This is a genomic window from Streptomyces sp. NPDC048566, assembly GCF_043199735.1.
In the GTDB taxonomy this organism is placed as follows: Bacteria; Actinomycetota; Actinomycetes; order Streptomycetales; family Streptomycetaceae; genus Streptomyces.
Genome location: NZ_JBICWL010000006.1, coordinates 173,871 through 196,799, shown reverse-complemented (window position 1 = coordinate 196,799; position 22,929 = coordinate 173,871). Strand labels below are relative to the sequence as shown.

The window sequence follows — 22,929 nt, the reverse complement described above, 5'->3', positions numbered from 1 at the left end:
CCTTGCGTGAGCGATACGGTCACGCGGGCGCCCGGCACCGAGGCCGGAACGCAGCGCGGGGTCGGACCCGAGTACGCCGTCATCGCTAGGAGTTCACTGCTGTGGACCTGATACCGAGAGGGCCGGCGCGTCGCCCCGGCCGTCCGCGGCTGCGCGCAGCCGTCCTCGCCGCCGCACTGGCCGTATCGCTCGCGCAACCCCTCGCGGCGCGGGCCCAGACCCCGCCCGCACCCCCGTCCGACGCCCGGCTCGCGGCCCAGCCGGCGCGGCACGACGCCACCCGCGAACAGTTCTACTTCGTGATGCCGGACCGCTTCGCCAACGGCGACACCGCCAACGACCGGGGCGGGCTGACCGGTTCACGGCTGTCGACCGGGTACGACCCGACCGACAAGGGCTTCTACCAGGGCGGCGACCTCAAGGGGCTGACGAAGCGGCTCGACTACATCAAGGGCCTCGGCACCACCGCCATCTGGATGGCGCCGATCTTCAAGAACCAGCCCGTGCAGGGAACCGGCAAGGACGCCTCGGCCGGCTACCACGGGTACTGGATCACCGACTTCACCCGGGTCGACCCGCACTTCGGCACCAACGCGGACCTGCGGAAGCTGATCTCCGCGGCCCACGCCAAGGGCATGAAGGTCTTCTTCGACGTCATCACCAACCACACCGCCGACGTCGTCGACTACCGGGAGAAGTCCTACGACTACCTCTCCAAGGGCGCCTTCCCCTACCTGACCCGGGACGGCCGGCCCTTCGACGACGCGGACTACGCGGCCGGCGGCCGCGGGTTCCCCGCGGTGGACGGCGACTCCTTCCCGCGCACGCCGACGGTGCCCGCCGCGAAGAAGGACGTCAAGGTCCCGTCGTGGCTCAACGACCCGACGATGTACAGCAACCGCGGCGACTCCACCTACACGGGCGAGTCCACCACCTACGGTGACTTCTCCGGCCTCGACGACCTGTGGACCGAGCGCCCCGAGGTCGTCCGCGGGATGGAGAAGATCTACCAGCGGTGGGTCAGGGACTTCCGCGTCGACGGCTTCCGGATCGACACCGTGAAGCATGTCGACATGGAGTTCTGGACCCAGTGGGCGACCGCCCTCGACGCGTACGCCGCCCGCCACGGGCGCAAGAACTTCTTCATGTTCGGCGAGGTCTACTCCGCCGACACCTCCGTGACCGCGCCGTACGTCACCCGGGGCCGGCTCGACGCCACCCTCGACTTCCCCTTCCAGGACGCGGCCCGCGCCTACGCCTCGCAGGGCGGCAGCGCGCAGAAGCTCGCCGCCGTGTTCGGGGACGACTACAAGTACACGACCGACAAGGCCAACGCCTACGAGCAGGTCACCTTCCTCGGCAACCACGACATGGGCCGCATCGGGTACTTCCTGAACCAGGACAACCCCAAGGCGAGCGACGCCGAGCTGCTGGAGAAGGACAGGCTCGCCAACGAGCTGATGTTCCTCGGCCGCGGCAACCCCGTCGTCTACTACGGCGACGAGCAGGGCTTCACCGGCTCCGGCGGCGACAAGGACGCCCGCCAGCCGATGTTCGCCTCGAAGATCGCGGACTACCTCGACGACGACGAGATCGGCACCGACCGCACGGCCGCGAGCGACGCCTACGACGCGAGCGCGCCGCTCTACAAGACCATCAGCACCCTGTCCAAGCTCCGCAAGGACAACCCGGCCCTCGCCGACGGCGTCCAGACCGAGCGCTACGCCGCGGACGGGGCGGGCGTGTACGCCTTCTCCCGCACCGACGCGCGCTCCGGCACCGAGTACGTCGTCGCCGTGAACAACGCGGACGCGGCGAAGTCGGCGACGTTCGCCACCGGCTCGGCGGGCATGGACTTCCGCGGGATCTACGGCACCTCCGCCACGGTGCGCAGCGACGCGGACAGGAAGGTCACCGTCTCCGTCCCGGCCGGCAGGGCGATCGTCCTCAAGGCCGCCGGCCGGCTCGCCGCCCCCGCGGCGAAGCCGTCGCTGACCCTGAACGCCCCGGACGCCGGCGCCACCGGCACCGTCGAACTCGGCGCCGACGTCACCGGCGGGCAGCTCGACCGCGTCGTCTTCGCCGCCCAGGTCGGCAACGGCTCCTGGCGGACCCTCGGCTCCGCCGACCACGCCCCCTACAAGGTCACCCAGGTCCTCGACGCGGACGTGCCGGCCGGAACCCCGCTGCGCTACAAGGCGGTCGTCGTCGACTCCGCGGGCCGCACCGCGAGCGCCACCGCCTCCTCGGTCACCGGCACCCCGGCCGCCGCGGAGGTCCCGACGGCCTCCTCCCGCGACTACGCGGTCGTCCACTACCGGCGCACCGACGGCGACTACACCGACTGGCGGCTCTACGCCTGGGGCGACCTCGCCGACGGCGAGGCCACGACCTGGCCCGCCGGCCACGACTTCGTCGGCCGGGACGCCTACGGCGCGTTCGCCTACGTGAAGCTGAAGCCCGGAGCCTCCAGTGTCGGCTTCCTCGTCATCGACAAGGACGGCACCAAGGACGTCGCGAGTGACCGCACGATCGACGTCACCCAGACCGGCGAGGTCTGGGTCGAACAGGGCAAGGAGACGGTCCTCACCGAGCGGCCGGACCTGCCCGCCCAGGACAAGACCAAGGCGGTGCTGCACTACCACCGCGCCGACGGCGACTACACCGGCTGGGGCCTGCACACCTGGACCGGGGCCGCGACGCCCACGGACTGGACCAAGCCCCTGGAGCCGGTGCGCACCGACGCCTACGGGGCGGTCTTCGAGGTGCCGCTCGCCGAGGGCGCGACCAGCCTCGCCTACATCCTCCACAAGGGCGACGAGAAGGACCTGCCCGCCGACCAGTCCCTGGACCTGACGGCGAACGGCCACGAGGCGTGGCTGCTCTCGGGCCGGGAGGGCTACCTCCTCCCGCAGCCCGCGGGCAGCGCCGCCGCCCTGGACCTCACCACCTCCAAGGCGATCTGGATCGACCGCGACACGGTCGTCTGGAACGGGTCCGACGCGGCTGCCTCCACCCAGCTGCTGTCCTCCCGCGACGGCTCGATCACGGTCAAGGACGGGACGCTGACCAGCGACGACGAGCGCTGGCTGCGACTGGCGAAGACCACGCTGACCGACGCCCAGAAGGCCGCCTTCCCGCACCTGAAGTCGTCCACCGCCTGGTCGGTCGACCCGCGGGACCGCGACCGGGTCCGCGCGGCGCTGGGCGGTCAGCTGGTCGCCTCGCAGCGCGCGGCGAACGGCGCCGTGCTGGCGGCGACCGGCGTGCAGATCGCCGGTGCGCTGGACGACCTCTACGACGCGCGGACGGCGCGGCTCGGGCCGGTCTTCCGCCACGGCGTCCCCACTCTGTCCGTGTGGGCGCCGACGGCGCAGGCGGTGAGCCTCGACCTCGACGGGGACACCGTGGCCATGCACCGCGACGCCGCCACCGGCGTCTGGTCCGTCAGGGGCCGCCGGTCCTGGACGGGCAAGCCCTACCGCTACGTCGTGAAGGTGTGGGCCCCGAGCGTCGGGAAGGTCGTCACCAACAAGGTGACCGACCCGTACTCGGTGGCCCTGACCACCGACTCCGAGCGCAGCCTGGTCGTCGACCTCGACGCCGGGTCCCTCGCCCCGTCCGGCTGGTCGGCGCTCAAGAAGCCCAAGGCCGTGCCGCTGCGGGACGCGCAGATCCAGGAACTGCACATCCGTGACTTCTCGGTGGCGGACACGACCGTCCCCGCGAAGGACCGGGGCACCTACCTCGCCTTCACCGACAAGAACAGCGACGGCTCCAAGCACCTGAAGGCACTGGCCGAGTCCGGCACCTCGTACGTGCACCTGCTGCCGGCGTTCGACATCGCCACCATCCTCGAGAAGAAGGCGGACCGGCAGAGCACCGACTGCGACCTGGCCTCCTACGCCGCCGACTCCGAGAAGCAGCAGGAGTGCGTGGCGAAGACCGCGGCGAAGGACGCCTACAACTGGGGCTACGACCCGTACCACTACACGGTCCCCGAGGGCTCGTACGCCACCGACCCCGACGGCACCCGGCGCACGGTCGAGTTCCGCGACATGGTCAAGTCGCTGAACGAGGACGGCCTGCGGGTCGTCATGGACGTCGTCTACAACCACACCGCGGCGAGCGGGCAGGCCGCCACCAGCGTCCTCGACCGGATCGTCCCCGGCTACTACCAGCGGCTGCTCGCCGACGGATCGGTCGCCAACTCCACCTGCTGCGCGAACACGGCGACCGAGAACGCCATGATGGGCAAGCTGGTGGTCGACTCGATCGTCACCTGGGCCAGGGAGTACAAGGTCGACGGCTTCCGCTTCGACCTCATGGGGCACCACCCCAAGGCCAACATCCTGGCGGTCCGCAAGGCCCTCGACGCCCTCACGCTCGCCAAGGACGGCGTCGACGGAAAGAAGATCGTGCTGTACGGGGAGGGCTGGAACTTCGGCGAGGTGGCCGACGACGCCCGCTTCGTCCAGGCCACCCAGGAGAACATGGCCGGCACCGGGATCGCGACCTTCTCCGACCGGGCCCGCGACGCCGTCCGCGGCGGCAGCCCCTTCGACGCCGACCCCGGCGTCCAGGGCTTCGCCTCGGGCCTGTTCACCGACCCCAACTCCTCGACCGCCAACGGCACGCCGGCCGAGCAGAAGGCCCGCCTGCTGCACTACCAGGACCTCGTCAAGATCGGCCTGAGCGGCAACCTGGCCGCGTACCGCTTCACCGACTCCGCGGGCAAGGAGGTCACGGGCGCCGAGGTCGACTACAACGGCCGGCCGGCCGGTTACGCCGAGGCTCCGGGCGACGCGCTCGCCTACGCCGACGCCCACGACAACGAGTCGCTGTTCGACGCGCTGACCTACAAGCTGCCGGCGGACACCGGTGCCGCCGACCGGGCCAGGATGCAGGTCCTGGCGATGGCGACGGCCACCCTCTCGCAGGGACCGTCCCTCTCCCAGGCCGGTTCCGACCTGCTGCGCTCCAAGTCGCTGGACCGCAACTCCTACGACAGCGGCGACTGGTTCAACGCCGTCCACTGGAACTGCCGGGACGGCAACGGGTTCGGGCGCGGCCTGCCGCCGGCCGCCGACAACGCCGAGAAGTGGCCCTACGCCAAGCCGCTGCTGACGTCCGTGTCGGTGGGCTGCGCCCAGATCGAGGGCGCCTCGGCCGCCTACCGGGATCTTCAGCGCATCCGGACGGGCGAGGACGTCTTCTCGCTCTCCACGGCGGCGCAGGTCCAGTCGAAGCTCTCCTTCCCGCTGTCGGGGAAGGACGAGACCCCCGGAGTGGTCACCGCGCGGCTCGGCGATCTCGTGATCGTCTTCAACGCGACCCCGCGGCGGCAGGAGCAGACGGTCGGCTCCGCGGCGGGGACGGCGTACGCGCTGCACCCCGTGCAGGCCCGGGGCGCCGACCCGGTCGTGAAGTCCTCGTCCTACGCGCGGACCTCGGGCACCTTCACGGTCCCGGCCCGCACGGTGGCGGTGTTCACCCGGACCCCGTGACCGGGCGCCGGGCTCCGGCGCTCCACGCAACCCACCCGCCCCGCCCGGCCGTCACGGCCGGGCGGGACGGGTGACCGCTGTCCCGGACTGTTCGGGAGGAGCGTCCTCGCAGACGCCGTCGGCCCGCCACGTGCGCCGTCCGGCGACGGCGCACGTGGCGGCACCGCGGGACGCGGCCGTCCGGGCGGTGACCGCGTCGCGCGGACCGCTCGCCCGCGGCGCTACGGCGCGGGCGGGCCGGCCAGGGCGATGAGCCGCACGGCCAGGTCGCTGAACGGCCCGTCGCCCGGCTCGCCCGCCACGCCCCGGCGCAGCAGCGCGGCCACCTCGTCGTCGTAGGCGGCGCTCACCGCCGCCAGTGCCGCGAAGTCGTGCACCAGCTGGACCTCCAGCTCGCCGCGTTCGATCCGCCGCCCGTCCAGCCAGATCAGCGCGGTCGACTCCACGAGCGAGATCCAGGACCGGATCACCAGCTCCAGCCGGGCCGGCGGCTCCCGCACGTCGAGGTGGGACAGCACCTGGAGGTAGGCGGCCTGCCGGACCGAGTCGACCAGGGCGTTGGTGGTGGACGAGCCGACGGCCGGGCCGCCGCGCATCAGCGCGGCGAAACCGGGCCCGTGGTCGTCCACGAAGTCGAAGAAGCGGCGCATCACGCGCAGCAACCGCGCCCCGAGGGGGCCTTCGTGGGGCTCCACGAAGCGGCCCGCCAGATCGTCCGCGGCCCGCTGCAAGGCGGCCTCGTACAGGCTGAGTTTGCCGGGGAAGTAGTGGTAGACGAGTGGCCGGGAGATGCCGGCGGCGGAGGCTATCTCGTCGATGGAGACCTCGTCGGGCGAGCGCCGGCTGAACAGTTCGAGGGCGACGCCGATCAACTGCTGCCGTCGCTCCTCGACACCCATCCTGCGGCGCACACCGGTTGTCATGCGAACACCTTACCGACCGGATCCGGCCCGGAACGGGCCGGTCCGCTCGCCGGCGCTCACAGGTCCAGCACGATGCGCTCCCCTCGCGCGCGGGACACACAGATCAGCATGGAGTCGTCACGCTCCGCGTCCGTCAGCAGCTCGTCGCGGTGCTCGATCTCCCCCTCCAGGACGCGCTGTTGGCAGGTCCCGCAGAACCCCTGCTCGCACGAGTACAGGGTGTCGGGGGCCACGGAGCGGACGGCGGCGAGGACCGTGGAGTCGGCGGGCACGGTCACCGTCCGCCCGCTGCGCCGCAGTTCCACCTCGAAGGCACCGTCCCCCGTACGCGCGGGACGGGCCGAGAAGCGCTCCAGGTGGAACGTGGCGTGCCCGGGGACACGGGCGGCCACGGCCTCCGTCAGCCCGTCGGGGCCGCAGCAGTAGACGGCCGTGCCCTCGGGCAGGTCCCGGAGCAGCGCGTCCAGGTCGGGCCGTCCGTCCTCGTCCTCGGCGACGACGCTCACCCGGGCGCCGTCGAGCTTCCCGATCTCGTCCAGGAACGGCATCGAGGCGCGCGTCCGGCCGCCGTACAGCAGCCGCCAGTCGGCGCGGTCGCGCACGCTCCGCAGCATCGGCAGGACGGGGGTGATGCCGATCCCGCCGGCGACGAACACGTAGGCCGGGGCGTCCACCAGCGGGAAGCGGTTGCGCGGGCCGCGCACCTCCACCTCGGTGCCCTCCCGGACGTGTTCGTGGACCTCCCGCGAGCCGCCCCGGCCGTCCTCGACCAGGCGCGTCGCGACGGTGTACGACGTGCCGTCCGCGGGGTCGCCGCACAGCGAGTACTGCCGCACGAGCCCCGAGGGCAGCACCAGGTCCAGATGGGCGCCGGGCTCCCAGGACGGCAGGTCCGTCCCCTCCAGGCGCAGCAGGACCACACCGTCGGCGATCCGCTCGTACCGGGCGACCCGCAGACGCAGCGCCCGGGTGCGGGGACGGCCCGAGACCGGTTCCTCCAGCGCGGGCAGCGGCCACAGCGGCGACGCCGCGATCCGGCGGCGCAGCCCGCGCCGGACCAGCAGGGCCGTGCCCGCGACCGCGAGGGCGGTCCGCAGCCGGGGCGTCACGCGGCACCCGCCTCCTTCTCGGCGAGCGAGGCCGCCACGGCGGCCGGCGAGGACGCCAGGTAGGCCACGGCCTGTTCGGTGGAGCCCTCCTGGGAGGGGTGGTAGGAGCGGCTCAGATAGCGGGGGATCGAGCGGAGCATGTCCCCGGTCGAGGGCAGCACCCCGCACCGGCCGCGGACGTGGAAGTCCTTGAACGTCGCGCGGCCGTCCGCCAGGGTCGGGTCGTTCTCCATGAAGAACCGCACACCGCGCTGCCAGAGGAAGACGAGCGCGGTGAACGCGGTCGCCCAGGTGCGGGCGCGCCGCCGGTAGCCGCCGTCGAGGTGCTGGAACAGCTCGAAGGCGACCGAGCGGTGCTCGACCTCCTCCGCGCCGTGCCAGCGCAGCAGGTCCAGCATGGTCGGGTCGGCGCCGCGCCGGTCCAGTTCGGTCGCGTTCAGGACCCAGTCGCCGAGGAAGGCGGTGTAGTGCTCGATGGCCGCGATCAGGGCGACCCGCTCCAGCAGCCACCACCGTCGGGCCCTGCCCGGTGGCAGCGTCCGGTCGCCGAGCAGCTTCTCGAACAGCCAGTCGACCTGTGCGGTGTACGGCGTCGGGTCGAGGCCCAGCCGCCGGAGGTGCGGGAGCACCTCGTCGTGCGCCTGCGCGTGCATCGCCTCCTGGCCGATGAACCCGATGACGTCGGCGCGCAGCCGCTCGTCGCGGACGAGCGGCAGGGCCTGCCGGTAGACGTGCACGAACCAGCGCTCACCCGCGGGCAGCAGCAGGTGCAGGACGTTGATGGTGTGGGTGGCGAACGGGTCGTCCGGCACCCAGTGCAGCGGCGTGCCGTCCCAGGAGAACGACACCTTCCGCGCCTTGAGCGACGTCCGCTCGGACTCGACCGGCCGGGCCTGCGTGTTGGACATGGCGTCAATGTACTGACGGGTAGGCGCGCGGAGAACCCCTCTGCGCGGACTTGTTTACGAAACTGTCAACAGTGCCGGGGTGCGGCGCGGCCGGCCACCCCGCCCGAGGAGGCCGGCCGCGCCGCGGTCGTCCGGTGCCCTGGCCGGAAGGGTTCACCGGCGCGCGACGCCCGGCACGGCCGCTCGCCGCGGTGCCGCGTCACCCGAGTACCTCCCGTAGCGGGCGACGCTCCGCCGTGCGGTGCATCGCCGTGCGCTGCACCGCACCGGACGCCGCGAGCCGTCCGGCGAACCTCCGGCCACGGCACTGGCTCAGCGCAGCCCCGCGACGCTCCGGCCGTCCTTCAGGGTCCCCTTCAACCGGGCCTGGGCCCCCTGTTCGGCCCGTACCGCCAGGACCGGTCCGCGCGCCGAGCCGGTCACCCCGCCGCTCGCCGTGACCGACGCCGTGTCCCGCGTCCCGGCCGCGAGGAGGTACCAGGACCCCGCACCCGACTTCCACAGCACCCCCGCGAGGACGTGCGGGTCCCGCGGGCCGCACGCGGGGGAGTTCTCGGCCTTCGCCGCGACCGCCCCGTACGTCCCGCCGGGGGTCCGGAACTGGGCCAGCACCCGGGTGCCGCCGCCCCGCCAGGTGTCGGCGCGGGTGCACACCCAGGCCGCCGACCCGCTCGCGTCGGGCAGCGCCTGCTCCGCGAACCGCCAGGCGTTCACCGACCGCACGCCCTGCGAGCGCACCGAGGCCAGGGAGCACGCGTAGGGCGCCCAGCCCCGCAGGTTCGCCGCACCCGACGCCTCCTCGGGGGCACCGGGCCGCCCCGAGGTGAGGTGGGCCGGGACCAGCTCCCCGAGGTCGCTCAGCAGGCGGGTGCCCGTGCCGTCGGAGACCTGGAGCACGTTCCATGACGTGCACGCGCCGGTCTGCGGCGGGCCCGCCAGCGGCGAGGTCGCACCGTCGGCGGTCAGGGTCAGGTCCATCGCGCCCGCGTTCGGCTTCAGCAGGTCGCGCTCGGCGGCCTTCTTCACCCAGGGCGCCGTCAGATAGCGGACGTTGCCGTCGGCGCGGCTCAGCACCACCGCGCTCGCCTCGGCCCGCGTCGCCCCGTCGACCCGGGCGAAGTCGAGCGCCGCCCCGCCCGTGCCGTCCTTCGGTTCCGCGTACCGGGCGATGCGCAGGCCGTCGTAGAGGAGCACCACCCGCGCCTCGTCCACGGTCCCCGCGTACAGCAGTTGCGGCGGACCGGCCGGGCCGCCCGACGGTGTGCCGGGTGTGGCCGACGCCTGGACGGACTCCCCGGGCCGCGCCCACACCGCCAGCGCCCGGCGCAGCAGCCCGGTGTCCCGCACGAGGTCGCCGCGCGCCGGCCACACCGAGAAGTCGGTGCGCGCGGACGACTCCCAGGCGGCGGGCGCCACCCGCTCCAGCCGCGCCGGGTCGAGTGCGGCCTCGGCCGCCGGATTGCGCGCGTAGGAGGGGGCCGCCGCGCCGTCCGGCCCCCAGCCGTCGCCCGGCAGGGCGACCAGCGCCCCGCACACCGCCAGCGCGGCGGCGGCGGCCAGCGCGGCCCGGGTGTGCTGCCTGCGCCGCATCAGGTCGGTGGGGCGCGCGTGCAGGGAGCAGGGGTCGAACTCGGCGGAGTTCAGCAGCGCGTCCGCGGGCGGCACGCCGGCGGCCTCCCGCAGCGCCGCCGCCGGGTCCGCGACACCGGCCGCCGACAGCACCGTGCGCAGCTGCGGGTCCGCCAGCTTCTCCAGGCCGCGCAGCACGTAGGCGGCGCGGGCCGGCCCGGAGAGCGCCGACAGCCGCTGGTCCAGCGCGAGTTCCTCGGCTCCGCCGGAGCGGGGGAACAGCCGCAGCCCCCGCACCTGGGGGAGCAGCGGCGGGAGTTGGGCCCGCTTGGGCCACGCCCGCCAGCCGAGCGGTGCCCCCGCGTCGAGCGCCGTCCGGATCACCCGCAGGCGGACGAAGGAGTATCCCGGATCGCCGTCCCGCCCGGAGCCGCTCTGCTGGGCCGGGATGACCGACGGGTCGCCCGACGCCCGGCCGCGGGGGAGGGCCCGCTGGGCGAGGGCGTGCGCGGTGAGGACCCGCCTGTTGCGCCCGAGGCTCGGCGGCAGGACGAGGTAGGCGAGCCGGACCAGCCGCGGGTAGTGCTCGACGAGGGCCGCCTCGGCCTGCGCGACGTCGACGACAGCTCCGGAGGCGGGTGCGGGGCGCTTGGCTACATCCTGTGACTGCACGTTCAGCAAAACGAGCGAACGGGTGGATGGTCACCGGCCCCCGGCGTGCCGCTCAGGCCGGCGGTTCCCCCGGCTCCACCAGCAGGCGGGCGTAGTTCGCCATCGACCGCTGGTAGCGCGGCAGGTGCGGGGCCAGCGCGCCGATCACCAGGGCGAGCCCCTCGCGTTCGCGGCCGAGGTCGGCGAGGCAGAGCGCGAGGCAGGCCCGTACGGCGTCGTCCAACTCGTCCGACGGCGCGACGAGTTCGGGCGTGAGCAGTTGGACGCCCTCCTCCGGCCGGCCGATGTTGCGCAGCGAACTGGAGAGCTGGATGCGGGCGCGCCGGCCCTTGTATCCGGCGAGCCCGCGGGCCAGCGCCTCACGGTAGAGCGGCACCGCCCGGTCGGAGTGCCCCGTGGAGTCCCAGGCGCAGGCCCGCTCGAAGGGGCCGAGGGGGCTGTCGTCGGGCAGCTCGGCGACGAGGGCGTCGATCACCGCGCGGAACTCCGCGGCCCGGTCCTCCTCGTAGCTGTCGAAAGTTGCCCAGGCGGCCTCGGCGCGCGCTTCCCAGTCTTCGTTCACGGGGGACACCCTCGCACAGCCGTGCGCCCGGCGGTATCGGGTTCCCCGCGGGAAGACGGCCTCCCGTTGAGCAGCGCGGGGACCGGGGCCGTATCGATGGCTGAGCCCCTGCCGGGGGCTCGCTTCGGCGTGAGCGCCGACAGGCACCGGAGGGACGTATGAGGTTGACACGCGAGCGGCTGCTGGCCGGGGCGGCCGTGGCCGCGCTGCTGACGCTGACCGGCTGCGGCGGATCGGGCGACGGCGCGGACACCGCGCGGGAGAGCGTCCCGGTCACGATGACCGGCAGCCTGGAGAACCTGGCGGCCGAGGTGGAGTGCCGTCCCGACATCCAGACCGACGCGGACGAGATCCGCCAGGGCGTGTGCAAGGTCGCCGGCGGCCGGTTCATCCTGGCGACCTTCGCCACCGACCGCGGCCAGCGCGAGTGGCTCGACGGGGCCAAGGACTACGGCGGCCTGTACTTGGTCGGCACCAAATGGGTGGCGATCGGCGACCGGAAGACGGTCACGACGCTGCGCGGCCGGCTCGGCGGCACCGTGGAGGCCGGCATCGCGCACGGAGGGCACGGCGACCACGAGCACGGCGGCTGACGGCCCGGCCCCCGCGGCACACGGGAAAGCCGGTGGCGGACGATCCCGCCACCGGCTTCCTCACGGGGTCACTTGCAGCGCTGGCCCCTGTTGATGCAGTTGACCACCTTGTTCATCAGACCCTCGTCGAAGACGTTGACGAAGTCGTCGTGGTCGGTGGCCGCCTTGTGCAGCTGCTCGGGGAACCCGTCCACCGCGTAGGCGTTCTTGATCTGCCCGTTTTGCACGGTCGGCGCCGGCAGGTCGTAGACCAGGCGCATCGTGAGCTGCGGGATCGCCTTGAAGCCGCCCGAGCAGTTGCCCCGGGCGTCCGCGAAGGCCACGTGGGTGCGGTGGTTGGCGCTGTCGGTGTTCACCCCGTCCCAGCAGCTCTGGAAGGCGAAGGTGCGCACCACGCTGCTGCCCCTGGGGCAGATCGGGTACTGCTCGGTGAGCTGCACCTTGCTCTCGAAGCCGGTGCAGCTCCAGTGGGCGTTGGCGTTCGCCAGGCCGTTGGTGGTGGTCTTCGCGTCGCCGGTGATGATCCGCAGGAACTTCGGCATCGCGACGACCTTGCTCCGCGGGTTGCCCACGAACTTGATCTGCGCCTGCCTGGCCTGCTGGATGATGCCGACGTTGCCCTCCTTGCCGCCGCCGTCGTTGTTCTGGTCGAAGTCCTGCTTGCCGTTCTGGATCCGCACGACCGGCCAGTAGTACGAGGACTTGTCGCCCTGGTTCGCACAGGTGGTCCGGGCCGCGGCGAACGTGTCGTTGTTCGCGAAGGCGTCGTTCGACTGGTTGCCGACGTAGTCGTGGGTGTGGTGCGCGCCGTTGGTCACGCCGGGCGCCACGATGATGTTGTCGGTGTTGTACTTCTTGTTGGCGTTGACGCCGCAGGACGAGGTGAACACGCCCGTCGAGCCGCCCGACCGGGTGCGCGCCTTGCGGGGGACGTTCGGCCTGACCTTGGTGATGTCCACGAAGTCCGCCGCGACGGGCCCGTTGCCGGCCTGGCCGCCGTTGCCGGCCTGCTGGCCGCCGCCCTGCTGGCCCCCGCCGTTCTGCTGGCCGCCGTCGCCCGCGGAGGCGGACGGGGCCGGATCGGCCGATCCGCCGCCGCCCTGACCCCCGTTGTCCTGCCCGGCGTTGGTCTGGTCGGCGGGCGTGCCCTGGCAGGAGGACAGGCCGTCGAGCGAGGACGGGGCCTTGCCGCCCACCCGGCTGATCTCCAGCTTGATCCGGTCGATGATCACCGACCGGTTGTTCTTCAGCGGCCCGAGGATGGCGTTCTGAACGAAGTTCGCGTCGCGCGTCTGCGCGTCCCGGGTGGTGGCCAGCCGCTGGTAGGCCGAGGTGATCTGCTGGTCCAGCGTGGCGAGTTCGCCGTCGACCTCTCCCCGGGCGCGGCTCGGCACGTCGGTCAGCCGCTGGCCCACGTCGGGGCAGGTGATGGTGGCCACCTGGGCGGTGGCGGCCTTCGTGGTGCCGGTCGAGGAATTCTCCTCGTGGGCAGAGGCGTAGAAGTTCGCCCAGACCAGTCCGCCCCCGCCGATCGCGAGCGCTGCCGATGCGGCGATGGCCCGGACGGCCAGCGGCGAGCGGCGTTTTCGAATATTGCGTCCCATGGAACTCCTCTGACTTCCTTGCGGGGCATCGAGGGCGCCCGACAGGAGTGAAGCGGCTCCTCTTCATACGCGGGGTGCGGGTGGGGTGTTCAGAAACCGTGGAAGAAACCTGGAGCAACGCAAGCCCAATTCGGGAACAATGGGCTCAGAAGGCGGCGAATTCAAGGAAGTTGATCTCGTCGAAAAGGTTTGAGGGCGCTTTTTGACTGGAATTCAGCGGGCGTCCTGACGCCGGGCGGAGCACGGCGGGAGGGTGCCGCCCGCCGGCTCCCGGGCCCCCGCCGGCGCCCGCCGGACGCGCCGCGAACTCACCCGCCCAGGACCGCGGCCTCCACCGCCGGGTCGAGGCCGACCGGAGGCCGGTCGGGGCGCAGCGGGGCCGCGCCGCCCAGCGAGCGGAGCCACGCCCAGGTGTCGGCGACGGTCTCCCGCACCGGCCGGCAGCGCAGTCCCGCGCCGACCGCCCGGGAGACGTCGACGGCGTGCAGGGCGTCGTGCAGTTCACTCGCGGGCGGCACCCACACCGGCAACTGCGTCCACGGTTCGATGCCCGCCGCCAGCACCGCCTCCGGGTCGGTCCACCGCAGCCGTGCCCGCCCGCCGGTGACCTCGGCGCACGCGTCGAGCAGCGCCCCCATCGTGGCGTGCCCGCGCGGACTCACCACGTCGAAGGCGCCGCCGCGCCCGGCCTCCGCCGCCGTGAGCGTCCACTCCGCCAGGTCCCGCACGTCGACGTACTGGACGGGCAGGTCCCGCGGTCCCGGCGCGAGGACCGGACCGCCCGCGGCGATCCGCTCCAGCCACCACGGCAGCCGCCCGACGTTCTCGTACGGACCGAGGATCAGCCCGCACCGCACGAGCAGCGCGTCCCGCGCGGCGAAGGCGTCCAGCACGGCCAGTTCCCCGCCGCGCTTGTCCCGCGCGTAGTCGGTCGCCTCCGCCCCGGGCGACGCCCCGTCCACCACGGGTGCGTCCTCCCCGGCCCCGGCGGCCCGCGGCCAGGCGTACACGGAGCAGCTCGACACGTACACGTACCGGGAGACCCGCCCGGCCAGCAGGCGGGCGGCGTCCCGGACCGCGCGAGGCGCCCCCGACCAGGTGTCGACGACGAGGTCCCAGCCGCCGCCCGGCTCCGCGGCGAGCGCGTCCGCTCCGCCGGGGGCGGTGCGGTCGCCGAGCACCTGCCGCACCCCGGCCGGTGGTTCGTGCCGGCCGCGGTGGAAGACCGTGACCTCCCACCCCCGGCCGAGTGCCGCCTCCACGACGGCGCGTCCCACGAACTCCGTTCCGCCCAGCACCAGAAGTCTCCGTGTCATGGCGACGACTCTGCCCGCCCCGCCCGGCGGGCGGAACGGGAATCTGCCGACAGGAGAACCGGGAGCGGCGTGCCACGGTCGCGGAGCGGGCCGCGTCGCCCGGTCCCGGTCAGCGGCCGCCCGGCGGGGCGTACCGGTAGCCCACCCGGCGCACCGTCCGGATGACGTGCCGGTGGTCGGCTCCGAGCTTGCGGCGCAGGCGCGCGACGTGGACGTCGACGGTCCGTCCGTCGCCGACGTGCCCGTATCCCCACACCGTGGACACCAGCTGGTCGCGGGTATGCACCCGGTGCGGATGCCGCACGAGGTGCGCGAGCAGCTCGAACTCCAGGTACGTCAGCTCCAGCGGCCGCCCGTCGACCTCGGCGGTGCGCCGCAGGGGGCCGACGCGCACCAGCGGGTCGGCGTCCGCGCCGCCGGTGGCCGGGGCCGGGGGCGCCACCGGGCCGGGTACGGCCGCCGGCGGCGCGGACGGATGGTCGGCCGGTACGAGCACCAGGTAACCGATCATCGGCGGCTGCCCCGGCAGGACCGGGAGCGTGTGCGGGGGAGCGGGCAGCCAGGTGGTGCCCGGCGGCAGGAGGCCGGGGACGCCGGCCGGCTCGTCCCGGTCGACGGCACGCAGCCGGTGCCGTCCCGGTTCGGCCGGGGAGGCGGGGGCGGGAGTCGTCGCGGGGGACGGGAGGGAACGCGTGGTCGCCATGAGAGGTCAGCTCTTTCGCGCGAGGGGTCCGACGGGGGGCCGGGGGCCGCGCGAGCGTGGGCGGGCCGCCGGGGAGGTACGTCGTGCGCGCCTGGCCGGGCCGGAGCGGAGCGGCTTCAGCGGGCCGGCGCGTGCGTCGCGCGGCGACAGAGCCGGTCGAAGTCGTGGTGCTGACGGGAGGGCCAGAAGGGTTCGAGGTCGTGACGGCCCGTCACGATGCCCCTCCGGTAGCCGACCATGCCGCCATTGAAGCAGACGAACCGCCCCACGGGCAGGCGCTTTCCACGGACCGGACGCCCCCGCCGAGGCGCCGGAACCCGGAAGCCCGAAACGGGTGGGGGGGATCAGACCTGGCCGGCCTTCTCCAGCGCGGTGCAGCAGGTGTCGACGATCAGGCGCGTCACGACGTACGGGTCGACGTTCGCGTTGGGGCGCCGGTCCTCGATGTAGCCCTTGCCGTCCTTCTCGACCTGCCAGGGGATGCGGACCGAGGCGCCGCGGTCGGAGACGCCGTAGGAGTACTCGTTCCACGGGGCGGTCTCGTGCAGGCCGGTCAGGCGGTCGTCGATGCCGGCGCCGTAGTTCTTGACGTGGTCCATGGGCTTGGAGCCCTCGCCGAGCGACTCGCAGGCGGTGATGATCGCGTCGTAGCCCTCGCGCATCGCCTTCGTGGAGAAGTTGGTGTGCGCGCCCGCGCCGTTCCAGTCGCCCTTGACCGGCTTCGGGTCCAGCGTCGCGGAGACGCCGAAGTCCTCGGCGGTGCGGTACAGCAGCCAGCGGGCCACCCACAGCTGGTCCGAGACCTCCAGCGGCGACAGCGGGCCGACCTGGAACTCCCACTGGCCGGGCATGACCTCGGCGTTGATCCCGGAGATGCCGAGGCCGGCCTTCAGGCAGTTCTCCAGGTGCGCCTCGACGATGTCACGGCCGAAGATCTCGTCCGAGCCGACGCCGCAGTAGTAGCCGCCCTGCGCCGCGGGGAAGCCGCCCTCGGGGAAGCCGAGCGGGCGGGTGCCCTGGAAGAACGTGTACTCCTGCTCGATGCCGAACACCGACTCCTGGGCGGCGAACCGCTCGGCGACCTCGGTGAGCGCGGCACGGGTGTTGGACTCGTGCGGCGTCATGTCGATGTTCAGGACCTCGCACATCACGAGGACGTCGTCGCCGCCGCGGATCGGGTCCGGGTAGGTGGCCACCGGCTTGAGTACGCGGTCGGAGGCGTGGCCCTCGGCCTGGTTCGTGGAGGAACCGTCGAAGCCCCAGATCGGCAGCGGAGCGCCCTTGGCGTCGTCGCCCAGGATCTTCGTCTTGGAACGGAGCTTGGCCGTCGGCTCGGTGCCGTCGATCCAGATGTACTCAGCCTTGAAGGTCACGGGCCACATCCTTCGGGGTGTGTCTTGGGGCGCACTTCGCGGGTGCTGCGGCGCTGCGGCACCGGGACGCCGCTGGGATGCCCGGCAGCCTGCCAACCGGCGATTTCCCGGCCGTTGCCCGAAGGTGAACCCCGTGTTACCCGCCCTGTGTGTGCCCCGTCTCACGCGCCCCGCCCCGCACCCCGCGGCCGGCGCCCCGGTGTTCGCGACCGCGATCCGCCGCCCGCCGTCGCGCCCGGCCCCAAAAGGCCCGGGCCGCCGCCGGCTCGTATGCGATGGGCGTGACGGCGGTACGGGCGGTGTCGTCCCGTTGCGCACGGGTTGCCCGGGCGTGCGCGGGCCCTGCCGCCCGCGGTCCGGAGGAACCGCCGGCGACAGGGCCCGGGCTCGTTGCGTCCGCTACCGGACCGCCGTCACCCCACCTTCTCGATGCGGGCCTTGCGGATCAGGAACTTGCCCGGCTCCCGGACCTGTTCGAAGGCCGCGTCGTTCAGCAGGACGCAGCTGCCCGAGACCGAAGTGACCTCCACCGTCGTGGACTTGTTGTTGTCCAGGTTGGTGACCTTCAGCTTCGTGCCGGCCGGGAACCGGTCGCTGGAGGCCGCGGGCGCGCCGCCCTCGCCGGAGAGCGTGACGGTCGATCCGGCGCAGACCTGCTGCCCCTGCGCGGCGCCGCCGCCCGCGTCGCCGGCGGGCGGGGTCCCGGCCTGGTCGCTCTGGTCCGCGGCCGAGGGCGCGGGCGCCGCCTCGGCGGGAGCGGACCCGCCCGGCTGCGGAGCGGTCTGGGAGTCCTGAGCCGACTCCCCGACCTCGCACCCGGACGCCTCCTGCTGCACCTTGATCTGTGCGATGACGGCCTCGCGGTTGGTGATCCGGGCCGCCGACTGCGCGTCCGGAGCGGCCCGCTGGTCCGCGATGAACCTCTCGTTGTTGCCGAGCGCGGTGGCCAGGCCCTTGCAGACCGTCGAGGTCTGCGCGTTCTGCACCGACGCGGCGTTCGAGGTGGCGGCGAGGGCGAAGGCCCCGCCTCCGGCCACGACGGCCGCCCCGGTCAGCAGGGCGATCTTCTTCCTGGTGCCGAGTGTTCTCCTACGCGACATGCGCGCCTCCAGTACGGGGGGAGCGTTACGCCGCTATGTACGGGATGCCGAACGGAGTTGCTCAAAGGCCGCGGGGCACGTCCGCGTAACCTGGCTCACAGCGGAGTGCGGCTCGGCCCGGGCGGCCGGCCCGGGCGCGGGGCCGCGGACGGCCGCCGGCGGGCGACCGCCGCCACCCGCGGTGGGCGCTCAGCGCCGGGACAGCGCCTCCCGCACCGCCGCGTCCGTGCGGGCCACCACCGCCGTCCCGTCGTCCGCGGTGATGATCGGCCGCTGGATCAGCGTCGGATGGGCGCCGAGCGCGGCGATCCACCGGTCCCGTGAACCGGCGTCGCGCGCCCATGCGGCGAGCCCGAGTTCACCGGCCGCCGCCTCCTGGGTCCGGGTGATGTCCCAGGGTTCGAGACCGAGACGGTCGAGCACGGCGCGGATCTCGTCCTCGCCGGGCACGTCCTCCAGATAGTGGCGGACGGTGTAGGCCGCACCCTCCGCGTCGAGCAGCCCGAGCGCGCCGCGGCACTTCGAGCAGGCCGGGTTGATCCAGATCTCCATGGCGCACACGCTACGGCAGGCTCCGCCGCCTCGTGGGACCGGAGCACCGCCCGCGCCCGACGGCCCAACCCCCTCGGTGTTCGATTTATGGCGACCTCCTGCGTCCCATCCGAAACAGGGCTGACGGATCATCAAACACCGTTCCCACATGCTGTTTCAGTCGTCTTCCGCACTCCCTCGATGTCAGTGCCGCGCAGTAGACTGAGAGCAGTGTTCGAGAGCCCCGCCGGGCGGTCCGGAGGGGTTCTGACGCGACAGGAGGATGCCCGTGCCCGCTGCCGCACTCAATCTGCCGCCCACCCGGTCCACCGCCCGGAGGCAGGTCCGGCCGGACCTGCGTCACGAACCCCTGGAGAAGCGCCGGCTGCCGCCGGGCCGCCCCCGCGACTGGTACGTCGCGCACAACCGCAGGCTCAAGGCGATGCGCCTGGCCATCGCCCTGCTCGACTCCGGGGTGTACGTGCCGAACCAGGCCCGCGACGAGACGATCCGCGGCGCCGCCGAACGCATCGGCGTCCACCCGCCGTCGGCCACCACCTGTCACATGGTCCGCGCGCTGATGCGGTACACGCGCTGACCCGACCGCCCGCCCACCCGCCGGACCGGCCCCGGCGGCGGGGCGGGCACCCGGCGGGGGCGGAGCGCCCGCACCGCCGGGCCGGGGCCGCCAGGGCGCCGCGGGCCTCAGCCCGCCGCCAACTCCCGCTCCAGAGGCGTCCGGAAGCGCGGCGTGACGCGGGTCGCGCCCACCCACTCCCCGAGACGCTCCGCCTGCGCCGCCACGGCGTCGCGGGCCTCGCGCCCGACGCCCTCCGTGTCCATCAGCCGCCAGACGATCTCCCCGTCGGGCCGCTGCGCCCAGCCGCCGATCACCCGGCCGTCCCACCACACCGTCGGCCCGATGTTCCCGCTGCGGTCGAACAGGGCGCCCCGCAGCGACGGGTCGAGATACCAGTCCCGTTCCCGGCGGCTCATCGGCGTCGGGTCGAGGCCCGGCAGCAGCGCCGCCCAGGGCTCCGGCGCCGCGACCGGCTCCTCGTCACCGGCCGCCACGTAGCCGGTGACCCCGCCGTCGAGCAGCACGGCCACCGCGTCGACCGCGGACAGCGCGCGCCGGACGTCGCCGACCCTCCAGCCCGTCCACCACACCAGGTCGGCCTCCGTGGCCGGCCCGCAGGCGGTCAGCCAGCGGCCCAGCAGGTCCGACCTGGCCTCGTCGGGCGGCATCGCGGGGTGCGGCGGTGCCACCGCCCACCGGAACCGGCTCGACGTCCAGGAACCGAGCGGGCGCCCCCGCACCACCCGGCCCTCGACGCCCAGCACCCGCATCAGCCGGGACGACACCGTGTGCGGGGCCTCGTAGCTCTTGCCCGCGGCGTAGGTGAACCGCTCCCTCAACCGCGGTTCGTCCCGGGTGAGTTCGTCCACGGTGGCCTCGCCCCTGCGGGCCAGCGCGGCGAGCGCGGACTCCTCGACCCGGGCGAGCCAGTCCCCGGTCAGCCTCCCGTCGCTCCCGGCGGCCATGTCCTTCACCAGCGCGGCCCGCGCCTTCGCCGCGATGTCGAGTCCGGTCGAGGCGTGCACGACGGCGGCCAGCGGGGACGGGAACACGAACACCGTGTGCCGCATGCCGTGCATCCGCACGAGTGTCCGGTCCTCGTACAGGGCGCGCTCGGTCTCGGCGACCGTCGCCCCGCACTCCGCGAGCCGGGCGCCCACCGCCAGGTAGACCGTCGCCGGATCGGTGCCGTGCAGGGCGACCAGCGAGTCGGCCACCTCCTCGGGGCGCTCCGCCCGCGCCGCCACCGCGAGCCGGTGGCGCACCGCCAGCCGCGCCCGCCGCTCCGGGACCCCGATGTGCCGTGGACGTCCCACCGTGCCGCCTCCCGCCGGTCCCGGTCGTGCTCGTGCCGCCCATCCTCCCCGACCCCCGCCCGCGGCGCGGCCCCTCTCACCCGTTCGTCCCCCGCGGGCATGCGGCGGGCGCCGCCGCCGCCTTGACTGGGACGCACCGCGGGGAGCGGACCCGGAGGCCGACCGGGAACACGACGGGAGACGCGATGCAGACCAACGGCGCACGAGGACCGGTCCGGCTCGCCCTGGCCGCGCTCGCGGTGGTGTCGCTGGCCGCGTCGCTCACCGCGTGCTCGGACGACGGCGGCCCCTCCGGCGCCGCGTCCAAGGCCGCCTCGGCCGCCTCCCGGGCCGCGTCCGCCGCCACCCGGGCCGGTGACGCGCTCGCCTCCGCGACCGCCGAGGCCGGCCGGAGGTTCGAGGAGTTCAAGGACGGAACGGACGCCAAGGACGAGGTGAGGACCGACGGCGCCGCGAAGGCCGGCTCCGACGGCCGCGCCGCCGTCACCGTGACGGCGTCGAACCCGACGTCGTCCACGCGCTCCTACGTCGTGCAGGTCGACTTCCGCGACACCGGCGGCAACCTCCTCGACACCACCGTCCTCACCGTGGACGACGTGGCCGCGAACGCCTCCAAGGACGCCACCGCCCGCAGCAACCGCGACCTCGAAGGCGACGTGAAGGCCACCGTCGCCCGCGCCGTGCGGCACTGACGGCCGTGCTCCGCACCGGCGTCACGGCCACCCCGGCGGACCGGGCCGCCCGCGGGCGCGCGGCCCGCAAACGCGTCTCCCGCTCCGCCCACGGCACCTGGATCCCCGCCGCCGACCGTCCCGACCCGGTCGGCGTGCTCCAGCGCCAGGGGCGCGACCGGCTCCCGGAGCTGCTGCCCGTCCGCTACGGGCGGATGGCCGCGTCACCGGCGGCCTTCCTGCGCGGCGCAGCCGCCGTCATGGCCGCCGACCTGGCCGCGCAGCCGCACACCGGGCTCACCGTCCAGCTCTGCGGCGACGCCCACCTGCTGAACTTCGGCCTCTACGCGTCGCCGGAACGCGCGCGCCCCCTGCTGTTCGACCTCGCCGACTTCGACGAGACGTATCCGGGCCCCTTCGAATGGGACGTCAAGCGGCTCGCGGCCAGCGCGGCCGTGGCCGCCCGCGAGAACGGGCACAAGGAGGAACACGCCTTCGCCGCCGCGCGGGCCGTCGCCCGGCACTACCGCGAGACGATGCGCCGCCTGGCCCGGCAGGGCGAACTCACCGTCTGGTACGAGCACGTCGACGCCGACCTGCTGCTGCCGCTGGTCCGCTCGGGCCGCGGACGCCGGCGCGCGGAGGCCACACTCACCCGGGCCCGCCGCCGCACCAGCCTGCACGCGCTGGGCAAGCTCGTCGAGACCGTGGACGGACGTCCCCGGATCGTCCGCGACCCGCCGCTGCTGGAACCGGCCGGCACGCTCGACACGGCCTCGCTCCGCAAGATCTTCCACGACTACCGCTCCACCCTGTCGGAGGAGCGGCGGCTCCTGCTCGACCGGTACCGCTTCGTCGACGCCGCCCGCAAGGTCGTCGGCGTGGGCAGCGTCGGCACCCGCTGCTTCCTCGTGCTGCTGGCCGGACGGGACGCCGGCGACCCGTTGTTCCTCCAGATCAAGCAGGCGGGACGCTCCGTCCTGGAGGAGCACCTGCCCAGCGGCCCCTACCTGCACCCGGGGCGCCGCGTCGTCGCCGGGCAGCGGCTCATGCAGGCCGCCGGCGACCTCTTCCTCGGCTGGACGACCGGCCCGGAGGGGCGCGCGTTCTACTGGCGCCAGGTGCGCGACGTGAAGGGCTCCGCCGACGTGGCCGGCATGGGCCCCGCGGACCTGCGCGGCTACGCCGGGCTGTGCGGCACCGCGCTGGCCCGCGCGCACGCCCGGTCGGGCGACCGCGTCGCCATCGCCGCGTACCTCGGCGGCGCCGACACCTTCGACCGCGCCCTCGCCGCGTTCGCGCTGCGCTACGCCGAGCGCACGGCCGCCGACCACGCGGCGCTCGGCGCGGCCGTGATGGCGGGAGTCGTGCCGGCGGCCCCCGGCGTGTGACACCGGGCCGCCCGGCCGGCGCGGCTGCCGCACCCCGCCCGGGGGCCCCGCCGGGCGGCGGGGCCCCCGGGGCCGGCAACCCGCGCACCCCCCGTCCGCGCGGCCCCGCCCCGACGGGCCGTTCCGCGGCCTGTCGCTCCGGAGCCGGGCTCGTCGGCCGCCCGCCGCTGCCGGCCCCTGCTCCGCTGGGTCTCGCCGCGGCCGGTCTGCTCGGCGGCCGGTGTCCTCCGGCGACGCCTCCGCGGCCCGGTGTCCGCCGGCCGGCGGCCTCGCCGCACCCCGCCGTGCCGCCCGACGGGGCCAGGTCCGCCCGGCCGGGCCGCCGGCTCACCGCCTGCGGGCCCGTCACGGAGGCCGAGCCGACCTGGTGGACGGGCCGGAGGGACGCGTGTTCCACGGGGGAGCGAGCCGCGGCCCGTGGACGCCGGACGCCGCCGTCCGGGACGCGGATGATCCGGTCTCGGACGGCGGCGTGCGGTGTGGTGCCGTGAGCGTCGCACC

Annotated in this window: 18 protein-coding genes; 5 read left to right on the top strand and 13 right to left on the bottom strand. The window is 74.2% G+C overall.

Annotated features, from left to right (window positions below; translation table 11 throughout):
- The first annotated feature begins 107 nt into the window (after positions 1 to 107).
- Positions 108 to 5,507 carry a pullulanase-type alpha-1,6-glucosidase gene (gene pulA, locus ACGFS9_RS13310; protein ID WP_393253077.1) on the top strand — a complete coding sequence of 1,800 codons (5,400 nt, stop codon included), beginning with the start codon at positions 108 to 110 and terminating at the stop codon, positions 5,505 to 5,507.
- A gap of 221 nt (positions 5,508 to 5,728) precedes the next feature.
- Here pulA and ACGFS9_RS13305 read toward each other — a convergent pair whose 3' ends face one another.
- From ACGFS9_RS13305 to ACGFS9_RS13285, 5 genes are all read right to left on the bottom strand, one after another.
- Positions 5,729 to 6,430 (bottom strand): TetR/AcrR family transcriptional regulator, encoded by a 702-nt coding sequence (locus ACGFS9_RS13305; protein ID WP_393252883.1) that lies wholly within the window; start codon positions 6,428 to 6,430, stop codon positions 5,729 to 5,731.
- Between the two features lie 56 nt (positions 6,431 to 6,486).
- Positions 6,487 to 7,539, bottom strand: a complete 1,053-nt coding sequence (locus tag ACGFS9_RS13300; RefSeq protein WP_393252881.1) for a PDR/VanB family oxidoreductase — start codon at positions 7,537 to 7,539, stop codon at positions 6,487 to 6,489.
- Positions 7,536 to 8,447, bottom strand: coding sequence for a metal-dependent hydrolase (locus ACGFS9_RS13295; protein ID WP_393252879.1), 912 nt, complete (start codon positions 8,445 to 8,447; stop codon positions 7,536 to 7,538). Before ACGFS9_RS13295 ends, ACGFS9_RS13300 begins: the two co-directional genes overlap by 4 nt.
- 312 nt (positions 8,448 to 8,759) lie before the next feature.
- Positions 8,760 to 10,688 carry a hypothetical protein gene (locus ACGFS9_RS13290; RefSeq protein WP_393252877.1) on the bottom strand — a complete coding sequence of 643 codons (1,929 nt, stop codon included), beginning with the start codon at positions 10,686 to 10,688 and terminating at the stop codon, positions 8,760 to 8,762.
- 52 nt (positions 10,689 to 10,740) lie between these two features.
- Complete coding sequence (locus tag ACGFS9_RS13285; RefSeq protein WP_393252875.1) at positions 10,741 to 11,250, bottom strand: tetratricopeptide repeat protein; 510 nt, start codon at positions 11,248 to 11,250, stop codon at positions 10,741 to 10,743.
- 158 nt (positions 11,251 to 11,408) lie between these two features.
- Between ACGFS9_RS13285 and ACGFS9_RS13280 the strand changes: the two genes are divergently transcribed.
- The gene (locus tag ACGFS9_RS13280) at positions 11,409 to 11,843 is read left to right on the top strand and encodes a hypothetical protein (protein WP_393252873.1); all 435 of its coding nucleotides are present in this window, start codon (positions 11,409 to 11,411) and stop codon (positions 11,841 to 11,843) included.
- Between the two features lie 68 nt (positions 11,844 to 11,911).
- Here ACGFS9_RS13280 and ACGFS9_RS13275 read toward each other — a convergent pair whose 3' ends face one another.
- The 7 genes from ACGFS9_RS13275 to ACGFS9_RS13245 form a co-directional block, all read right to left on the bottom strand.
- Complete coding sequence (locus ACGFS9_RS13275; protein ID WP_393252871.1) at positions 11,912 to 13,447, bottom strand: DUF1996 domain-containing protein; 1,536 nt, start codon at positions 13,445 to 13,447, stop codon at positions 11,912 to 11,914.
- A gap of 308 nt (positions 13,448 to 13,755) precedes the next feature.
- Positions 13,756 to 14,763: an NAD-dependent epimerase/dehydratase family protein gene (locus ACGFS9_RS13270; protein ID WP_393252870.1), complete on the bottom strand. Its 1,008-nt coding sequence runs from the start codon at positions 14,761 to 14,763 to the stop codon at positions 13,756 to 13,758.
- A 109-nt stretch (positions 14,764 to 14,872) separates the two neighbouring features.
- Complete coding sequence (locus tag ACGFS9_RS13265; RefSeq protein ID WP_393252868.1) at positions 14,873 to 15,466, bottom strand: winged helix-turn-helix domain-containing protein; 594 nt, start codon at positions 15,464 to 15,466, stop codon at positions 14,873 to 14,875.
- 116 nt (positions 15,467 to 15,582) lie between these two features.
- On the bottom strand, positions 15,583 to 15,705 hold the full coding sequence (locus tag ACGFS9_RS13260) for a hypothetical protein (RefSeq protein ID WP_393252867.1): 123 nt from the start codon (positions 15,703 to 15,705) through the stop codon (positions 15,583 to 15,585).
- 105 nt (positions 15,706 to 15,810) lie between these two features.
- Positions 15,811 to 16,839, bottom strand: coding sequence for a glutamine synthetase (gene glnII / locus ACGFS9_RS13255; RefSeq protein ID WP_393252865.1), 1,029 nt, complete (start codon positions 16,837 to 16,839; stop codon positions 15,811 to 15,813).
- Positions 16,840 to 17,252: 413 nt separating this feature from the next.
- Positions 17,253 to 17,939: a hypothetical protein gene (locus ACGFS9_RS13250; protein ID WP_393252864.1), complete on the bottom strand. Its 687-nt coding sequence runs from the start codon at positions 17,937 to 17,939 to the stop codon at positions 17,253 to 17,255.
- A 189-nt stretch (positions 17,940 to 18,128) separates the two neighbouring features.
- Positions 18,129 to 18,491: an ArsC/Spx/MgsR family protein gene (locus ACGFS9_RS13245; protein WP_393252862.1), complete on the bottom strand. Its 363-nt coding sequence runs from the start codon at positions 18,489 to 18,491 to the stop codon at positions 18,129 to 18,131.
- Between the two features lie 268 nt (positions 18,492 to 18,759).
- Between ACGFS9_RS13245 and ACGFS9_RS13240 the strand changes: the two genes are divergently transcribed.
- On the top strand, positions 18,760 to 19,068 hold the full coding sequence (locus ACGFS9_RS13240; protein ID WP_393252861.1) for a hypothetical protein: 309 nt from the start codon (positions 18,760 to 18,762) through the stop codon (positions 19,066 to 19,068).
- 107 nt (positions 19,069 to 19,175) lie between these two features.
- Here ACGFS9_RS13240 and ACGFS9_RS13235 read toward each other — a convergent pair whose 3' ends face one another.
- On the bottom strand, positions 19,176 to 20,366 hold the full coding sequence (locus ACGFS9_RS13235) for a winged helix DNA-binding domain-containing protein (RefSeq protein WP_393252859.1): 1,191 nt from the start codon (positions 20,364 to 20,366) through the stop codon (positions 19,176 to 19,178).
- A 185-nt stretch (positions 20,367 to 20,551) separates the two neighbouring features.
- Here ACGFS9_RS13235 and ACGFS9_RS13230 point away from each other — a divergent pair, with 185 nt between their 5' ends.
- A complete protein-coding gene (locus ACGFS9_RS13230; RefSeq protein WP_393252858.1) occupies positions 20,552 to 21,058 on the top strand; it encodes a hypothetical protein in 507 nt (168 codons plus the stop codon).
- Positions 21,055 to 22,428 carry a DUF2252 domain-containing protein gene (locus tag ACGFS9_RS13225; RefSeq protein ID WP_393253075.1) on the top strand — a complete coding sequence of 458 codons (1,374 nt, stop codon included), beginning with the start codon at positions 21,055 to 21,057 and terminating at the stop codon, positions 22,426 to 22,428. The genes ACGFS9_RS13230 and ACGFS9_RS13225 overlap by 4 nt, the downstream gene beginning before the upstream one ends.
- Positions 22,429 to 22,929 lie beyond the last annotated feature (501 nt).